The organism is Aeromonas ichthyocola, from assembly GCF_046087985.1.
GTDB classification, from domain to species: domain Bacteria; phylum Pseudomonadota; class Gammaproteobacteria; order Enterobacterales; family Aeromonadaceae; genus Aeromonas; species Aeromonas rivipollensis.
Genome location: NZ_JBJSWH010000007.1, coordinates 44,323 through 60,700, shown reverse-complemented (window position 1 = coordinate 60,700; position 16,378 = coordinate 44,323). Strand labels below are relative to the sequence as shown.

The following is a 16,378-nucleotide window of genomic DNA, read 5'->3' as shown; positions in this document are numbered from 1 at the left end:
GACGGGCGCTTGGCAAGATCCCCGGCCAAAAGGAGGCCGTCATAGACCGCAAGCCGGCCGACCGCAGCCGACATTTAGTCCCTGCCACATGAGTCGCGCGGCGGTTCCGGCTATACTGCCCGCCCTATCCCACAGAACAACAAGCAGGACATTCCCCATGACGGACACCACCGAATTCTTTGACGAACAGACGCTGCTGGAGATGGTTGAAAACCAGCTCGCCGACGGCCATCCCCTGCAGGTGAAAGCCACCCTGATGCGGCTGGTGATGAAGGGCACCCCGCGGGACGAGGCGCTGCAATACATCGCCTGCGCCCTGGGTGCCGAGCTGATGGCCATGGAGGCGGATCAGGGCCCCTTCAACCTGACCCGCTACGCCGAGTTTCTCGACAGCCTGCCCGAGATGCCCTGGGCCGAATAACGCCCCTCATCAGGCAAGGCGGACGACCAGCCATTATCATTACTGCCACCACCAATGACGGGAGTAGGCAGATATGCGCTGGCAAAATCGCCGTGAGAGCAGCAATGTGGAGGACAGGCGCCAGGAAGGCGGTGGCAGCGGGAGCGGCGGCCTGCCCATAGGTGGCAAGGGGCGCCTCATCCTGATCGTGGTGGTCATGGTGGCGGGTTACTACGGCGTGGATCTCAGCCCCTTGCTCGACGAGCCGTCCCAGCAGAGCCAGGCGCCGCGCCAGAATGTGTCAGAGCCGGCCAGCGATCCCCTGGCCAGATTCACCTCAGTGATGCTCGCCTCCACCGAAGATACCTGGGGCGCGATCTTCTCCCAAAGCGGCAGCCAGTATCAGCCTCCCAGGCTGGTGCTCTATCGCGGCGCCACCCAGACCGGCTGCGGCCAGGGCCAGTCTGTCATGGGCCCCTTCTACTGCCCGGCGGACAGCACTGTCTACATAGATCTCTCCTTCTATCAGGACATGCGCGACAAGCTGGGGGCCGATGGCGACTTCGCCCAGGGCTATGTGGTCGCCCACGAGGTGGGCCACCACGTGCAGCACCTGCTAGGCATCTCGACCAAGGTGCGCCAGCAACAGCAAGGGCTGAGCCAGGCCGCGCAGAACAAGTTGTCGGTCAAACTCGAGCTGCAGGCCGACTGCTTCGCCGGGGTCTGGGGCTACCATATGGAGCGGGAGCAGGTGCTGGAGCACGGCGATCTGGAGGAGGCGCTCAACGCCGCCCAGGCCATAGGTGACGACCGCCTGCAGCAGCGGGGTCAGGGCCGGGTGGTGCCGGACAGCTTCACCCACGGCAGCTCGGCCCAGCGCCTCGCCTGGTTCAAGAAGGGCTTCGACAGCGGCAAGCCCGCCAGCTGCGACACCTTCGCCGCCCTCTGGAGCCGGGCCAGACGACAAGGCCGGATCCCCAGGGATCCGGCCTTGTTGCATTCAGCAGACGGGAGATGGGTCTGCCGCCCTCCCGGGCAACTAGCCCTCAGGGGGCCTCGCCTGGCAGCAGATCGGTAAAGACGAAGCCGTCCCGCACCACTGTCTCCCCCACCCGGATGGCCAGGGGCCGCTGGAACATGGGGCCATCAAAGGCCAGGGTGTGGAACTCGCCGTTCTCGCCGCAGGGGTCCACCCCGGCGGGCAGGGCCGCCAGCAGGGTCTCATCGAACTCGTGCCCACCCAGGCTGGCATCCAGCTTGCCGGGATCCAGGGTGCAGATCCTGGCCTTGAGGCCGGCGGCCATCATCTGCTGCGCCAGCTCCCTCGTGTCGCTGCCCCCAGAGCGGGAACAGCGGCGCTATGCCCGTGCCCGCCAGCTGTTTCTCCCTATAGGCGCGCACATCCTCGAGGAAGAGATCCCCGAATGCCATGTGGCGGATACCCATGGCCAGCACATCCTCGATGAAGCCGGTCATGACCCGGCCATAGTCCTCGTTGCTGCAGGGCCAGGGCAGATCGATGCAGTGCAGTGGCAGACCCACGCACGCGGCCTGCTCCGTCAGCAACTGCTTGCGCACCCCGTGCATGGCCACCCGCTCGAACGCCTGATTCAGGGTGGTGAAGAGCCCCACCACCTCGATCGCCGGATCCTGGCGCAAACGATGCAGGGCCCAGGCGCTGTCTTTTCCGCTGCTCCAGGAGAGCAGTACCTTTTTCTTCGTCATGACCTCTCCAATCCCTTGCCGCAAGGTGCTGCAAGACAGTGTTGCGAATTGTGCGATTTACTTCCTGGGATACAAAAGCATACCCTCGTGGGTGAGCGTATCCCCGCAGAGCATGGGGGAGAATAACTAAAAAAACGATGGGAAACATAAGGATATGACTAAAGTCAGCACACATCATGACCACAATCGCCCCCTCAACCGACAGGATTACAAGACCTTAAGCCTGGCGGCGCTGGGCGGCGCCCTCGAATTCTACGACTTCATCATCTTCGTCTTCTTCGCCGTGGTGATAGGCGAGCTCTTCTTCCCGGCCGACATTCCCGAGTGGCTGCGCCAGTTCCAGACCTTCGGCATCTTCGCCGCCGGTTACCTGGCCCGCCCGCTGGGGGGCATCATCATGGCCCACTTCGGCGATCTCATCGGCCGCAAGCGCATGTTCACCCTCAGCATCATCTTGATGGCGCTGCCGACCCTGCTGATCGGCCTGCTGCCCACCTATGCCACCCTCGGCATCGCCGCCCCGCTGCTGTTGCTGCTGCTGCGGATCCTGCAAGGGGCCGCCATCGGGGGTGAGGTCCCGGGGGCCTGGGTCTTCGTGGCCGAACACGTGCCCGCCCGCCGGGTCGGCGTCGCCTGCGGCACCCTCACCGCAGGGCTGACCGCCGGCATACTGCTCGGCTCTCTGGTGGCCACCGCCATCAACCGCGGCATGAGCCCGGTGGAGGTGAGCGAGTGGGGCTGGCGTCTGGCCTTCGTGCTCGGCGGTGTGTTCGGCATAGTCGCCATGTACCTGCGCCGCTGGCTGCACGAGACCCCGGTCTTCGCCGAGATGCAGGCCAACAAGGCCCTGGCCGAGGAGCTGCCCCTCAAGACGGTGCTCCGTGAACACAAGGGCAGCGTCATCGTCTCCATGCTGCTGACCTGGCTGCTCTCCGCTGGCATAGTGGTGGTGATCCTGATGACCCCGACCTATCTGCAGAAGGTCCATGGCATCAGCCCGGCCGACGCCCTGACCGCCAACTCCCTGGCCATAGTGGCCCTCACCCTGGGCTGCATCTTCTACGGCCGCCTGATAGACAGCCTCGGCAGCGGCCCCACCTTCGTCCTGGGCTCATTGCTGCTGGCCGGTGCCACCTATGCCTTCTACCACGGCCTGGCGGCGGGCATGGATCAGCTGGTGCCGCTCTACATGCTGGCAGGCTTTGCGGTGGGGATAGTCGGCGCCGTGCCCTATGTCATGGTCAACGCCTTCCCGCCCGTGGTGCGCTTCTCCGGGCTGTCGTTCTCCTACAACGTGGCCTACGCCATCTTCGGCGGGCTCACCCCCATGCTGGTGACGCTGTGGATGAAGGACGACGTGCTGGCGCCCTCCCACTATGTGGTCAGTCTGGCGGCCCTCGGCTTCGTGCTGGGTCTCTGGCTCTGGCTGCGCCAGCGCACTCAGCGTCAGGTCACGCCACAAACCGCCTGACATATGCGGGCCCCGGACTGTCGGGGCCCCTTCGTTCCGGCTATATTCAGCCTGGCTGCCGTAGAGTAGCCCCCCCTTAAGGCCAGACCCGCGTCTGGCACTGTTGTTTTCCAACCACCCCGAGGTGCAAGATGTTTTTCCAGGTCGTATTCATCGCCTTGCTCGCGCTGCTGCCCATGGTCAATCCCCCCACCACGGCTACCCTGCTGCTGGGACTGAGCAAGGGCATGTCCCGTGAGCACGTACGCCGCCAGATCAACCTGGCCGCCATCTATCTGTTCGCCACCCTCTGCGTCAGCTTCTTCATCGGCTCCTCCATCCTGGATCTGTTCGGGATCTCCATTCCCGGCCTGCGGCTGGCCGGTGGCCTCATCATCGCCTTCATCGGTTTTCGCATGCTGTTCCCCGCCCCCAGCCAGTCCGCCGGGGTCGACATCAACCAGAGCATCGCCTTCGTGCCGCTCACCATGCCCAGCATGTGCGGGCCGGGCACCATGGCCCTGGTGATCAGCGGCGCCGCCCAGATTGCCGAACTGCCCGACGAGTACAACCGTTTCGTCATCTATGCCGCCATGGTGACCGCCTTCGCCCTGATGAGCCTCCTCAGCTGGGGAGTGCTCAAGCTGGCGGATCCGGTCTGCAAGATCCTCGGCGCCACCGGCATCGATGCCATGACCCGCATCATGGGCTTCCTGCTGGTGTGCATGGGCATGCAGTTCTGCATCAACGGCATCAAGGAGGTAGCGCAGGATCCCGTGTTCCACGGCGCGCCCGCCGTGCAGACGGCCCCGGCGCAGTCACACGCATCCGCCGCCCTCGATCATCTGCCCGCCGCGCGCCAGCCCTGACCGAAAGCGTTGTCATCTCGGCTCGGGGATCGTCGCCGAACTTGCGCCTGATCATGTTGCCTGCCCACGGATGGAGTAGTGTGTTTTTTGTACAGGCAAGGTTCAGAGGGTCGCTGCTAACGTGACCCGCGCAGACCCAATCACTTGAGGAGACATGCAAATGGAAAAGATGCTGACCGAGATTGGAAGCTACAGCCTGTTTCACGAATATCTGAACGTGGTCGGGGCCGTCAGCCCCGCCCTGACCCGGATCAAGAGCAGGTGGGAATACAAGCGAAGCGATCGGCTGGTCGCCCAGATCAGGATAGATCCCCAGGGCAACGCGCGATTCTATATCGACGCCCGTGCCATATCGGCCAACTGAGCCCCATCAACCCCCTTCACCCACCCCGGTCCACTGACCGGGGTTTTTATTTGTGCGCCCCAGAGAAAACAAAACCCCGGCTGCGGCCGGGGTTTGATGGTGTCGGGTCATGCCGCTGCGCGGCCAAACCAACCTAGGAAGTGCCGCCCACGGTGAGCTGATCCAGCTTGAGCGTGGGCTGACCGACGCCGACCGGCACGCTCTGCCCCTCCTTGCCACAGACCCCGACCCCGCGATCCAGCGCAAGATCGCTGCCCACCATGGAGACCTGGCTCATGGCCTCTGGGCCGTTGCCGATAAGCGTTGCGCCCTTGATGGGGGCGGTGATCTTGCCATCCTCGATGAGGTAGGCCTCGGAGGCGGAGAAGACGAACTTGCCGGAGGTGATGTCCACCTGACCGCCGCCGAAGTTGGGGGCATAGATGCCCTTCTTCACCGAGGCGATGATCTCCGCCGGATCGTGCTGACCCGCCAGCATGTAAGTGTTGGTCATGCGTGGCATCGGCAGGGCGGCGTAGGATTCGCGGCGGCCGTTGCCGGTGAGTGGCACCCCCATCAGGCGGGCGTTCTGCTTGTCCTGCAGATAGCCCTTGAGGATGCCGTTCTCGATCAGCACGTTGTAGCCCCCCGGGGTGCCCTCGTCATCTATGCTGACGGAGCCGCGTCGGCCCACTAGGGTGCCATCATCGACTATGGTGCAGTGCCTGGAGGCGACCTGCTCGCCGATGCGACCGGCGAAGGCGGACGAGCCCTTGCGGTTAAAGTCCCCCTCCAGGCCGTGGCCCACCGCCTCGTGCAGCAGCACGCCGGGCCAGCCGGCCCCCAGCACCACCGGCATGGTGCCGGCCGGCGCGTCTATGGCCTCGAGGTTGACCAGCGCCTGGCGTACCGCCTCGCGCACATAGCCAAACGCGCGGCTCTCCAGCCCGTCCAGCTCCAGGAAATAGTCGTAACCGAAGCGGCCACCGCCGCCGGCGCTGCCGCGCTCCCGGCGATCCCCCTTCTCGGCGATGACGGTCACCGAGAGGCGCACCAGGGGGCGCACATCGGCTGCCAGGGTGCCATCGGTGGCGGCCACCAGTATCTCTTCATAGACGCCGCTGATGGAGGCCATCACCTGATTGATGGCGGGATCCAGGCTTCTGGCGAACTTGTCCATCTGCTCCAGCAGGGCAATCTTCTGCTGCTTGTCGAGGGTCTGCAGCGGGTCCATGGCGGGATAGAGCAGGTTAGCCTCGGTGCGAGCCCAGGCCTTCACCTTGCCCTGGGCGCCGGCGGCGGCTATGCCGCGGGCGGCGGTCACCGACTGTTGCAGGGCCAGCAGGCTCAGCTCGTCCGAGTAGGCGAAGCCGGTCTTCTCGCCGCTGACGGCGCGTACCCCGACCCCTTGGTCGATGTTGTAGCTGCCGTCCTTGACGATGCCGTCTTCCAGCATCCAGGACTCGTGCCAGCTGCGCTGGAAATAGAGGTCGCCGAACTCCACCTGATGGCTCATCAGGCTGCCGAGCAGCTGCTGCAGGCGCCCTTCGTCGAGATCGTTCGGGGCCAACAAGGAGGCACTAACCTGGCTCAATAGACTCAATCTTTCTCTCCACTCTCGATGCGAGACGTCGTAACGGTGAATTCATCCAGTTCGTTAAATGAACGTCTTGCCCAACCCCAAGAATGCGCTTCGGCTGGCAACCCATGCTAACGGGCCGGCTGCGTTGCAATTTTTCACCATCAGAGCAGAACGGGCATGGCAGCACTGGCATGGTGCGTTGCAAATTCGTCGATCAGACCGGGCTCCATCTGCGCCAGCACAGTGCCGGCGCCGCTCGGCGGACAGGCCAGCACCCGGCCCCAGGGATCGATCACCATGCTGTGGCCCCAGGTCTGACGCCCCGTCTCGTGGGTGCCCCCCTGATTGGCGGCCACCACATAGCACTGGTTCTCGATGGCGCGGGCCCGCAGCAGCGGCTCCCAGTGCGCCTCTCCGGTCACGGCGGTGAAGGCGGCAGGCACCAGCAGCACCCGGGCACCGGCACGGGCCAGCTGGCGATAGAGCTCGGGGAAGCGCAGATCATAACAGATAGAGAGGCCGAGGGGACCAAAGGGAGAGTCCACCACCACGCACTCCTGACCGGGGCTGAAGGTCTCGGACTCCCGGTAGCGGCCGTGGTTGTCCGCCACGTCCACGTCGAACAGGTGGATCTTGTGGTAGTGGCCCTTGAGCTCGCCGTTGGGATCGAACACCAGGGAGCTGGTGTGGATATGGTCGGAACCTGCGATGGTGGTGGGCATGGCCCCGGCCACCAGCCAGATGCCGTGGGTTTTGGCCCAATCGGCCAGTTGCTGCTGGATGGGGCCAGCACCGATTCCTCGGCACCATCCAGATAGCCCTGTCGCTCGCCAAACAGGGCAAAGTTCTCCGGCAGCAGCACCAGCAGCGGCCGCTCTTTGGCAAGGCCGCCAGTTCGGCGGCTATCTGCTCCCGGTTATCCTGCCAGTGACGGCCCGATACCAGCTGTATTGCGGCTAACCACATGACGATCTCCTTGTCGTTGCCTTGTAGATTGGACCATCAGACGGGTCCCCGCCTGCAGGGTGTAATCCAGCACTATGATGCGTTCCAGCACCGGGCGGAAGATGGCCTTGAGGGCATCGTGATCAGGATGGGGCAGATAGCGCTGGCGGGCCGCTTCGTCGGCGAAGGTCATCAGCACGCTGTGGGTAAAGCCTTCGTCTCTTCCCTCGGGGCTGTCATTCTCCCCCACTCCACGGCGGTCACGCCGCTGACCTTGGCCGGTATGGCGAGGAAAGGCGGCTCTGACGGCGGCTATCAGCAGGGAGGCATCTGGCTTGAAGGCGATCAGCAGAATATGTCGGATCATGGATCACTCCTTGAGCGTGAGGTGCAGGTCAAGGGCGCCAGCATCAGGGCTGGCGCGGGCTACCCGGTTGTGGATTCAGCAGGAAAGGGAGTGGCCGCAGGCAACTTGGGCGCCACCGCATCGACCGCCTCTTTCTGCTGCTGGTTGAGCTTGATCCGGGCCCGGTTGCGCCCCGCCTCGATCAGCTTGGGGTCATCAGCGGGCCGGAGACCCGAAAATCGATGCGGGTCACCACGTCCACCACCGGCTCCAGCAGCTTGGAGAGAGCCAGCACATAGAGGCCCGTGATCGGGGTGATGGAGAAGGCGGCCACGACCGGCAGGGTGCCCCCCAGATTGGGCGAGAAGCTCAGATCAAAGTCGAGCCGCCAGCGCACCAGATCGGCGATCCCCTCGCCGCGCAGGTTGCCCGCGGCCCCCTTCATGTAGAAGTCGTTGTTCTCCACCACCCCCTGCTTGATCTTGGCGGAGGCCGACATGGACTCGAAGTAGAAGCCCTTGTCGAACACATCGCGAAAATCGAGGCGCAGCTTGCGCATCAGGGAGTCGAGGCTCAGCAGGGAGAGCAGGCGCGCCCCCTTGTCGTTGACCTCCCGCAGGGTGCCGCCTTCCAGCTGATAGTTAGCACTTCCCCCCAGCGTCGGCAGGCTCGGCCGATAGGGCACATCCTGCCAGTCAGATCCAGTGCCAGGGAGCCGGGGCATCGCCGATGGGCGAGGTGTAGCCGAGCCGCTTGAGCAGCAGCTCGCTGTTGTTGCTGGTCAGCTTGCCACGGGCCCGGGTCTGCATCCGGTTGCCATCGGCCAGCCAGTCGACGCTGCCGGTCAGCCGGCTGCCCGCCAGCCGCATCTCCAGCCCCTTGAGGGTCACCTTGGTTGGCGCCGGGCACCAGTTCCCCCTTCACTTCGCCGAGCGGCAGGGCGCCGAAGCGGCAATCCACGCAGCTGAAGGTGCAGCCAGGGGATGGAGGCCATGATGGCGTTATCCTGTTCGCATCGGGATCGGGGCTCAACTCTTCGCCTTGCCTGACCAGTGGATACGGGCAAACTTGGCATCGACCGGGCGATTGGCCACCGTACAGGAATGCGGACTACCCCCATCACCTCGGGGCTGTCGAGCATCACCTCGGTCGCCTGATTGACCGGCCCCACCGTGAAGTGGGTGGCCTTGAGGTGGCGCTGCCGATATAGGCCCGGGCCAACTGGCCATCCACCCACCACTCCTGCGGCAGGAAGGCGGGGCCGACCACCGCATTGCCGCTCTGGTTCTGCGCTGGCAGCCACTGCTTGAGCCGCGCCAGCCAGCCGCCCACATCGGCCTCCTGCTGGTTGATGGCAAGCAACATGGGCACATCCCGCAGCACCCGGGCGCCAGGCTGCCCCACATCGACCCTTAACCGGCTGAGATAAGGTACCCCTTCGCCGTAGACCAGTCGGGTCTGCATATCCACATCGGCACCCAGCACGGCACGAATGTCGGCGCTGCCATCCCGGCCACGGGCGATCACCTTGAGCGGTAGACGGCTGGCACTGCCTTGGCCAGCGGCAGCGGCAGATCGAGCCCCATCCCCTGCAGGTTGGAGTCGAGCGCCAGCTGGAAACTAAATGGCTTGCCTCGGGCAAGGTCAACCCGAGCTTGCCGCCCCAGTTACTGCGGCCGTTGAGAATGCCGAATGAAGAGATGGCGGCGGGCTGGCGGCGGCTATCCCACTGCCCCTTGAAATCGAGGTCGACCTGATAGTGATCCGGATGCTGGCGCCCCTGATAGTCGAGGGTCAGCGGCTGGTTCCACAGGCTCGCCTTGAGGTTGCTGAAGCGGGTCTGTTCGTTGTCATATTCGAGGCGCCCCTGCACCTTCTCCAGCGGCAGATCCAGACTGGCGACCCGCACCTTGTTGTTGCTGAAGGTGGCATCGCCACTCGCCTTCACCTCGCTCTCGCCATCGAGAGGAATATCGAGCTTGACCGAACCTGCCATCGGGCCGCGAATCTCGATCTCCCGCAGCGCCTGACTCACGGAGCCCGCGAGGGGAGACTCCTGCAGGTAACCGCTGATGGCCTGCCCCTCCCCCTGGACCTTGGCATCCACGTAGAGATGCGCCCCGGGGGAGAGATCCGGGATCCAGGCGTGCACAGCGTCGGATCTGGCCTTGCCGAGCCGGGTGGCGCTGCTGCGCATGTCCAGACCCGCGTTCTGGAACAGGAGGTCTATCTGCAGCTCGGTGAGCGGCAGCCAACCGGGGAAGAACTCGTAGGTGGCCTGCTCCAGCGGCACGGCGACCTGGAAGACCCCCTTGCCGTTGTCGTAGGGGAAGTCGCGGAACTCCCCATACCAGAGCAGATCGGCCCCCTTGGCCTTGCCCCCCTTGATGGCGCCGCTCAGGTAGTCCACCAGGCCGTCGCTCATCACGGCCAGCGGATAGTAGCGATCCGCATGGGCCGCATTCTTCACGTCGATGCGGCCGGTCAGGGCGAGGAAGGGGTGCTCGAACAGCTCGAGGCGGAAGCGGCTGGCGAGGGTCAAGTCCTCGTTATCCAGCGCTATATCCTGGCCGTAGAGCACCCAGCCTTGCGTCTCGCGCCACCAGTCGAGGCGCGCAAAGAGGCTGTCGACCGGGATAGGCACCTTGAAGTGACGGGCGGGATCCACCTTGCCCTTGCCCAGGGTCAGGCGGGCGCCGCCCCCGGCCGGGGTCAGCCAGAAGTCGCCGTCCAGTTTCTGCAGCCCGGGCACATCGTGCCAGGCCTTGGTCTCGAAGCCCCTGAGCTGCCCGCTCAGGGAGAGCCCCTGCCAGTCGCCATCGGCCTGCAGCACCAGCTCCTGCACCTTGCCCTTGGGTTGGGTGTGCTTGAGGGTGTTGGTCAGGCCGGGATAGAGGCCCGAGACCAGCTGGCTCAGGTTGGCCATCTGGTTGAGATCGATGGCGGGCACATAGCCCTGGATGCGGGAGCCGACCCGCTCGAGCTGCAACCGGCTCTGCAGCCAGGTCGCCCCATCGAGCTTGAAGGTCACGTCATGGCTGGCGAGCTGCCACTCCTCACCGTCGCGCCGCAGCTGGATCTTGCCCCCCTGCAGATCGAGCCGGTGCGGCTCGCCCTTGAGCTCGTCCTTCCAGATCAGGTGGTTGTTGCCAAAGGCCAGCAGGGAGTTGCCGAGCCTGCCCCCCTCGAACTCGCTCCACAGCTGGAAGTCGAGCTGGCCGGTCACCTTGGGTTCACCGGCATGGATCCGCGCCAGCATGGGGCTGATGTCCAGCTCGCTGGCCCCCAGGTAGAGCTGGCCCTTGAGCCTGTCGAGGCGCACTTGCGGGGCATCCACGTCGATGATGAGATCGATGGCGCTCTCGCCCACGCCGTTGATGAGGTAGGCCTTGCCCACCCCCTGATGGCGCTTGCCGCGATTCTGCCAGCGCAGCTGGGCGATGTTGAGGGCGCGCACCTCTCCGAGCGCCGTGGTCACACTCAGGCGGCTGTCATGAATGTCGAAGGTGGAGAGCTGGGTCAGCAGGAAGCGCAGCAGGGCCCGCTGCTGATCCGGGCTCTTCTCGCCGGTCGGGGCGGCCGGCTGCGCCAGATCCAGCGCTATGTCGCCGTCGCTCAGCAACAGTTGGCCGAACACCGGTTTCCAGTCGTTGAGGGAGCGCCAGAAGTCGAGGTGGGCCCACACCTTGCCAAGGCGCAGGGAGAAGCGCCCCGAATCGGGTGCGATGGCCAGCCCTTGCAGCTCGAGGGCCGGGCCGCGCTGGGTCCAGCTCAACCCGACGTGCTCGACGCTCACCTCCAGCTGGCTGTCGCCGAGCAGGGTGGCGATCAGTGCCTGCCTGTGCTGGTTGAGCAGGGGGCCGCCAAGGCGTACCACGCTGACCAGGATGGCCAGCAGCACGAAGAAGACCCCGAGGGCTAACCAGCCCCGACTCAGCCAGCGGTAGATCAATTACATCATCACCACATCGAATTGTTCCTGCCCACAGAGCGGCTCCGTCACCACCCTGACCTGCTTGCCGATGAAGACTTCCAGCTCGGCCAGACTGTGGGACTCCTCCCCCCGCAGGTAATCGGCCACCGAGGGGGCCGCATAGACGGTGAACTGATCCGCATCGTAGGCGCGGTTGACCCGGATGATCTCCCGCAGGATCTCGAAGCAGACCGACTCCACCGTCTTGACCCGGCCGCGCCCCTTGCACTCGGGGCATTCGGAGCAGAGCACGTGTTCCAGGCTCTCCCGGGTGCGCTTGCGGGTCATCTCCACCAGCCCGAGCTGGGAGAAGCCGTTGACGTTGGTCTTGGCCCTGTCTTTCGCCAGCGCCAGCTCCAGGCTGTGCAGCACCCGGCGACGGTGATCTTCCGACTGCATGTCGATGAAGTCGATGATGATGATGCCGCCCAGGTTGCGCAGCCGCAGGTGGCGGGCGATGGCGGCGGTGGCCTCGACGTTGGTGTTGAAGATGGTCTCTTCCAGGTTGCGATGGCCCACGAAGGCACCTGTGTTGATGTCCACCGTGGTCATGGCTTCGGTCTGGTCGATGATGAGGTAGCCGCCGGATTTCAGCTCCACCTTGCGCTCCAGGGCGCGCTGAATCTCGTTCTCCACGTCGTAGAGATCGAAGATGGGCGACTCGCCGGAGTAGTACTCCAGCTTGTTCGCGAGCTCGGGCACATACTCCCCGGTGAAGTGCGAGAGCAGCTCGAAGCTCTGGCGCGAATCGACCCGGATCTTGTCGAGCTCGGCGCCGACAAAGTCGCGCACCACCCGGAAGGCCAGGCTGGGATCCTCGTAGAGGATCTTGCAGGGCGGGTACTTCTGCTTGCGCTCCAGGATCTTGCGCCACAGCCGCTTCAGGAAGGCGGCGTCCTGCTCCAGCTCCTGCTCCCCCACCCCTTCGGCGGCGGTGCGGATGATGTAGCCACCCAACTCGTCCACATAGCCCGCCACGGTGCGCTTGAGGCGTTCCCGCTCAGCTTCGGACTCGATGCGCTGGGAGACGCCGACGTGGGCACTGCCCGGCATGAAGACCAGGTAGCGGGACGGCAAGGTGATGTCGGTGGTGAGGCGGGCACCCTTGGTGCCAAGGGGATCTTTCACCACCTGCACCATGATGTCCTGGCCCTGGCGCACCAGCTCGGCGATGTTGCCTGCCTGGAACTGCTCCTTCTCCTTAATCGCCACGCACTCGGTGTGGGGCACTATGTCGGAGGCGTGCAGGAAGGCGGCCTTGTCCATGCCGATGTCGACGAAGGCGGCCTGCATGCCGGGCAGCACACGGCTGATCTTGCCCTTGTAGATGTTGCCCACTATGCCGCGCTTGGCCTGACGTTCTACATGCACTTCCTGCAGCAGCCCGTTCTCGACCAGGGCGACCCGGGTCTCTGAGGGGGTGACGTTCACCAGCAGTTCTACTGACATAAGTTACCTTGCCTTTCTAGTTTTGAATTCTGGCACGACGAACAATGGGTAACTCAGCAGCGAACTGCTGACGAGGGGATTACCGAGTCTGCTCGAGGTGCTGCTTGATCAACAGATCCGTCTCCAGCAGGGGCAGGCCGACCACGGCGCTGTAACTCCCCTCGATGCGGCTGACGAACTTGCCGGCTATTCCCTGGATGGCATAGGCACCGGCCTTGTCACAGGGTTCACCCGTGCGCCAGTAGGCCTCTATCTCGGCCTCGTCCAGCTTGCGGAATGCCACATTGGTGGTGACCAGCCGCACATCGCAGCGATCCGGAGTAGCCAGTGCCACCGCCGTCATCACCTGATGGACCTTGCCGGAGAGTGCCTCCAGCATGTCTTTGGCATCGAGCAGGTCGGAGGGTTTCTCCAGCACCCTGTCCCCCAGCACCACTATGGTGTCGGCGCCCAGCACAGGCAATACGGTCGGGGCCGCGGCCACACCGGCCATCGCCTTGTCACGGGCGAGCCGGCAGACGTAATCCTGGGGCTTTTCGCCCGCTTCCCGCTGCTCGGGCACATCCAGCCTGAGCACCTCGAAACGGTAGCCCAGCTGGGTCAGCAGTTCATGCCGGCGGGGCGAGCCCGAGGCGAGATAGAGTTGCAGTTCGTTGTGCTTGTTCATATTCACTCAATGAGATGAGACGCAGTTACAATCCGTTGTTTTTGCTCATGTTCACTTGATATTGAAGCGACGGCGTACCTTGCGCAAGACCATAAAAATCCAGGGCCATATTAACATCGTTGTCAACGTCGACCAAAAATAGGCCAGATTGAGGCTGGCACGGCTGAACAGGTGCTCGGCCCAGAACACGGTGATCTTGCCCACCAGAGAGAGCAGACCGATGATCAGCGCCTGCTGCCAGAGGGAGAAGTTGCGGATCTTCTGGAACTGGAAGGCCGCCAGATAGGTGGTGATGGCCATGGCCATGGCCCGCACGCCGAGGGTGCTGCCGAGCAGCACATCCAGCAGCAGGCCCGCCACCCAGGCGGTGCCGACGTTGGTGCGATGCGGCAACGCCAGCGCCCAGTAGATGAGCACCATGGCGAGCCAGTCCGGCCGGAAGGGTTCGAATTGAAAGGGAAGCGGCAGGATCGAGAGGCACAGGGCCAGCAGGATCGAGATCCAGATCCAGATCCTGCCGCTGGCGGGTTGCAGCATCAGCGCGTCGCCTCCGCCGCCGAGGTGGCCGTCGCCGCAGAGGGCGCCGCCGCCGGCGTCATGGGCTCGTCGTCATGCACTTCCGGCTTCTTGTCGGTCCACAGCAGCAGCAGGTAACGCAACCTGTCCAGCGCCACCAGGGGCCTGGCCTCGATCTGGGCGAAGGGCTTGCCCTCCACGTAATCGGATCGGGTCACGGTCGCCACCGGATAACCTTCCGGGAAGCGGCCGCCGAGGCCCGAGGTGACCAGCAGATCGCCGACCTGGACGTCGGTGTTGCGCGGCAGGTTGCGCAGCTCCAGCTTGTCCAGCTCGCCGCTGCCGGAGGCGATGGCGCGCAGATCGTTGCGCAGCACCCGCACCGGAATGCCGTGGCTGGAGTCGGTGATGAGCAGGACGCGGCTGGTGGTGGAGCCCACGTGGAGCACCTGGCCGACCACCCCCTGATCGTTGATCACCGGCTGGCCGTTATAGACGCCGTCCAGCGCCCCCTTGTTGATCAGCACCTGATGGCTGAAGGGGTCGGAATCCACCGACAGCAGCTCGGCCACCATCTTGCGGGACTCCTTGTGCACCGGCGAACCGAGCAGCTCGCGCAGCCGCTGGTTCTCGTGCTCCAGCTGATCCAGCTTGAGCAGGCGGGAGCGCAGGGTGAACAGCTGCTGCTCCTGCTGCTTGGTCTGCTCGATCAGGCTGGATCGGGTCTGCACCTGGGTCGACATGGTGTCGAGCAGGGTACCTGGCGCATTGGCGATGTATTGCAGCGGGCTGACGAGGGAACTCAGATAGACGCGGATGTGCGTAAACACACCGAAGCGGGAATCCGCGACGATGGCAGCGACAGAGATGATGACGGCGAGAAACAACCGTAACTGAAGCGAAGGGCCTCTACCAAAGATGGGTTTCATGAGTCGTCAAAAAAGAGCCGGCGCTCGGCCGGCTTTGGGTCTTATTCGTAGTGGAACAGATCGCCACCGTGCATATCGATCAGCTCCAGCGCCTTGCCACCGCCACGGGCGACACAGGTGAGGGGATCTTCAGCCACGACGACCGGGATGCCGGTCTCTTCCATCAGCAGACGGTCGATGTCTTTGAGCAGGGCGCCACCACCGGTCAGCACCATGCCGCGCTCGGAGATGTCGGACGCCAGCTCGGGCGGGGACTGCTCCAGGGCGACCATGACGGCGGAGACGATGCCGGACAGCGGCTCTTGCAGCGCTTCCAGGATCTCGTTGGAGTTCAGGGTGAAGCTGCGGGGCACACCCTCGGCCAGGTTACGACCACGAACTTCGATCTCGCGCACCTCTTCGCCCGGGTAGGCGGAGCCGATCTCGTGCTTGATGCGCTCGGCGGTGGCTTCCCCGATCAGGCTGCCGTAGTTGCGGCGCACGTAGCTGATGATGGCTTCATCAAACTTGTCGCCACCGATACGCACGGACTGGGAGTAGACCACGCCGTTCAGGGAGATGATGGCCACTTCAGTGGTACCACCACCGATGTCAACCACCATGGAACCGGTCGCTTCGGAAACCGGCAGGCCGGCACCGATGGCGGCGGCCATGGGTTCGTCGATCAGGTAGACCTCACGGGCACCGGCGCCCAGCGCGGATTCCTTGATGGCACGGCGCTCGACCTGGGTGGAGCCGCACGGCACACACACCAGCACACGGGGGCTGGGGCGGAAATAGTTGTTGTCGTGAACCTGCTTGATGAAGTGCTGCAGCATCTTCTCGGTCACGTAGAAGTCGGCGATCACGCCGTCCTTCATCGGACGAATGGCGGAGATGTTACCAGGGGTACGACCCAGCATCTGCTTGGCGGCATGACCGACGGCAGCGACCGATTTGGCGTTCCCGCGCTCTTGGCGAATGGCGACAACTGAGGGTTCGTTAAGGACGATCCCTTGATCTTTTACGTAGATCAGGGTGTTGGCAGTTCCCAAGTCGATCGACAGATCGTTGGAAAAGACGCCTCTGAGCTTTTTGAACATGGCTACGGGAAATCCTAAGAATTTGGAGGTGCAGAAAACCGGCTAACTTTACCAATGCCCACCCCAATGGGCAAGCGCTCAAACTGTCGCCAGTCAATCAGG

At 64.2% G+C, this 16,378-nt stretch carries 11 protein-coding genes and 4 pseudogenes; 5 read left to right on the top strand and 10 right to left on the bottom strand.

The genetic code is table 11. The features are described from left to right. Positions 1–157: 157 nt before the first annotated feature. Both ACF2JD_RS19250 and ypfJ read left to right on the top strand, forming a co-directional pair. Positions 158–421 (top strand): hypothetical protein, encoded by a 264-nt coding sequence (locus tag ACF2JD_RS19250; RefSeq protein WP_111910749.1) that lies wholly within the window; start codon positions 158–160, stop codon positions 419–421. Positions 422–494: 73 nt separating this feature from the next. Then, positions 495–1,343 (top strand): annotated as a pseudogene (gene ypfJ, locus ACF2JD_RS19245) (KPN_02809 family neutral zinc metallopeptidase); the annotation flags it as partial. Positions 1,344–1,446: 103 nt separating this feature from the next. Here ypfJ and ACF2JD_RS19240 read toward each other — a convergent pair. After that, positions 1,447–2,125, bottom strand: a pseudogene (locus ACF2JD_RS19240) (Dph6-related ATP pyrophosphatase). Between the two features lie 154 nt (positions 2,126–2,279). Between ACF2JD_RS19240 and ACF2JD_RS19235 the strand changes: the two are divergent. From ACF2JD_RS19235 to ACF2JD_RS19225, 3 genes are all read left to right on the top strand, one after another. Beyond that, complete coding sequence (locus tag ACF2JD_RS19235) at positions 2,280–3,596, top strand: MFS transporter (protein WP_440987984.1); 1,317 nt, start codon at positions 2,280–2,282, stop codon at positions 3,594–3,596. Positions 3,597–3,727: 131 nt separating this feature from the next. After that, entirely contained in the window at positions 3,728–4,444 is a 717-nt protein-coding gene (locus tag ACF2JD_RS19230) for a MarC family NAAT transporter (RefSeq protein WP_106885181.1), read from the top strand. Positions 4,445–4,604: 160 nt separating this feature from the next. Next, positions 4,605–4,808, top strand: a complete 204-nt coding sequence (locus tag ACF2JD_RS19225; RefSeq protein ID WP_025325456.1) for a hypothetical protein — start codon at positions 4,605–4,607, stop codon at positions 4,806–4,808. Positions 4,809–4,941: 133 nt separating this feature from the next. Here ACF2JD_RS19225 and tldD read toward each other — a convergent pair whose 3' ends face one another. The 9 genes and pseudogenes from tldD to ACF2JD_RS19180 form a co-directional block, all read right to left on the bottom strand. Beyond that, a complete protein-coding gene (tldD, locus tag ACF2JD_RS19220; RefSeq protein ID WP_168236258.1) occupies positions 4,942–6,390 on the bottom strand; it encodes a metalloprotease TldD in 1,449 nt (482 codons plus the stop codon). Between the two features lie 160 nt (positions 6,391–6,550). Beyond that, a pseudogene (locus ACF2JD_RS19215) lies at positions 6,551–7,335 on the bottom strand (carbon-nitrogen hydrolase family protein); the annotation flags it as partial. Continuing rightward, positions 7,286–7,681 carry a Dabb family protein gene (locus ACF2JD_RS19210; RefSeq protein WP_440987983.1) on the bottom strand — a complete coding sequence of 132 codons (396 nt, stop codon included), beginning with the start codon at positions 7,679–7,681 and terminating at the stop codon, positions 7,286–7,288. The pseudogene ACF2JD_RS19215 and the gene ACF2JD_RS19210, both read right to left, overlap by 50 nt. 43 nt (positions 7,682–7,724) lie before the next feature. After that, positions 7,725–11,612 (bottom strand): annotated as a pseudogene (locus tag ACF2JD_RS19205) (YhdP family protein). After that, the gene (rng, locus tag ACF2JD_RS19200) at positions 11,613–13,082 is read right to left on the bottom strand and encodes a ribonuclease G (RefSeq protein WP_025325452.1); all 1,470 of its coding nucleotides are present in this window, start codon (positions 13,080–13,082) and stop codon (positions 11,613–11,615) included. It abuts the pseudogene before it with no gap. 79 nt (positions 13,083–13,161) lie between these two features. Next, a complete protein-coding gene (locus tag ACF2JD_RS19195; protein WP_427236216.1) occupies positions 13,162–13,749 on the bottom strand; it encodes a Maf family protein in 588 nt (195 codons plus the stop codon). Between the two features lie 51 nt (positions 13,750–13,800). Further along, positions 13,801–14,286, bottom strand: coding sequence for a rod shape-determining protein MreD (gene mreD / locus ACF2JD_RS19190; RefSeq protein WP_025325450.1), 486 nt, complete (start codon positions 14,284–14,286; stop codon positions 13,801–13,803). After that, on the bottom strand, positions 14,286–15,194 hold the full coding sequence (gene mreC / locus ACF2JD_RS19185; RefSeq protein WP_440987982.1) for a rod shape-determining protein MreC: 909 nt from the start codon (positions 15,192–15,194) through the stop codon (positions 14,286–14,288). The genes mreD and mreC overlap by 1 nt, the downstream gene beginning before the upstream one ends. Before the next feature lie 41 nt (positions 15,195–15,235). Continuing rightward, a complete protein-coding gene (locus ACF2JD_RS19180) occupies positions 15,236–16,276 on the bottom strand; it encodes a rod shape-determining protein (protein WP_005308111.1) in 1,041 nt (346 codons plus the stop codon). Positions 16,277–16,378 lie beyond the last annotated feature (102 nt).

Excerpts from the sequence above, each read along its gene's own strand:
- ACF2JD_RS19250 (WP_111910749.1), top strand. The coding sequence starts at position 158 with ATGACGGACACCACCGAATTCTTTGACGAACAGACGCTGCTGGAGATG.
- ACF2JD_RS19235 (WP_440987984.1), top strand. The coding sequence starts at position 2,280 with ATGACTAAAGTCAGCACACATCATGACCACAATCGCCCCCTCAACCGA.
- ACF2JD_RS19230 (WP_106885181.1), top strand. The coding sequence starts at position 3,728 with ATGTTTTTCCAGGTCGTATTCATCGCCTTGCTCGCGCTGCTGCCCATG.
- ACF2JD_RS19225 (WP_025325456.1), top strand. The coding sequence starts at position 4,605 with ATGGAAAAGATGCTGACCGAGATTGGAAGCTACAGCCTGTTTCACGAA.
- ACF2JD_RS19210 (WP_440987983.1), bottom strand. The coding sequence starts at position 7,681 with ATGATCCGACATATTCTGCTGATCGCCTTCAAGCCAGATGCCTCCCTG.
- rng (WP_025325452.1), bottom strand. The coding sequence starts at position 13,082 with ATGTCAGTAGAACTGCTGGTGAACGTCACCCCCTCAGAGACCCGGGTC.
- ACF2JD_RS19195 (WP_427236216.1), bottom strand. The coding sequence starts at position 13,749 with ATGAACAAGCACAACGAACTGCAACTCTATCTCGCCTCGGGCTCGCCC.
- mreD (WP_025325450.1), bottom strand. The coding sequence starts at position 14,286 with ATGCTGCAACCCGCCAGCGGCAGGATCTGGATCTGGATCTCGATCCTG.
- mreC (WP_440987982.1), bottom strand. The coding sequence starts at position 15,194 with ATGAAACCCATCTTTGGTAGAGGCCCTTCGCTTCAGTTACGGTTGTTT.
- ACF2JD_RS19180 (WP_005308111.1), bottom strand. The coding sequence starts at position 16,276 with ATGTTCAAAAAGCTCAGAGGCGTCTTTTCCAACGATCTGTCGATCGAC.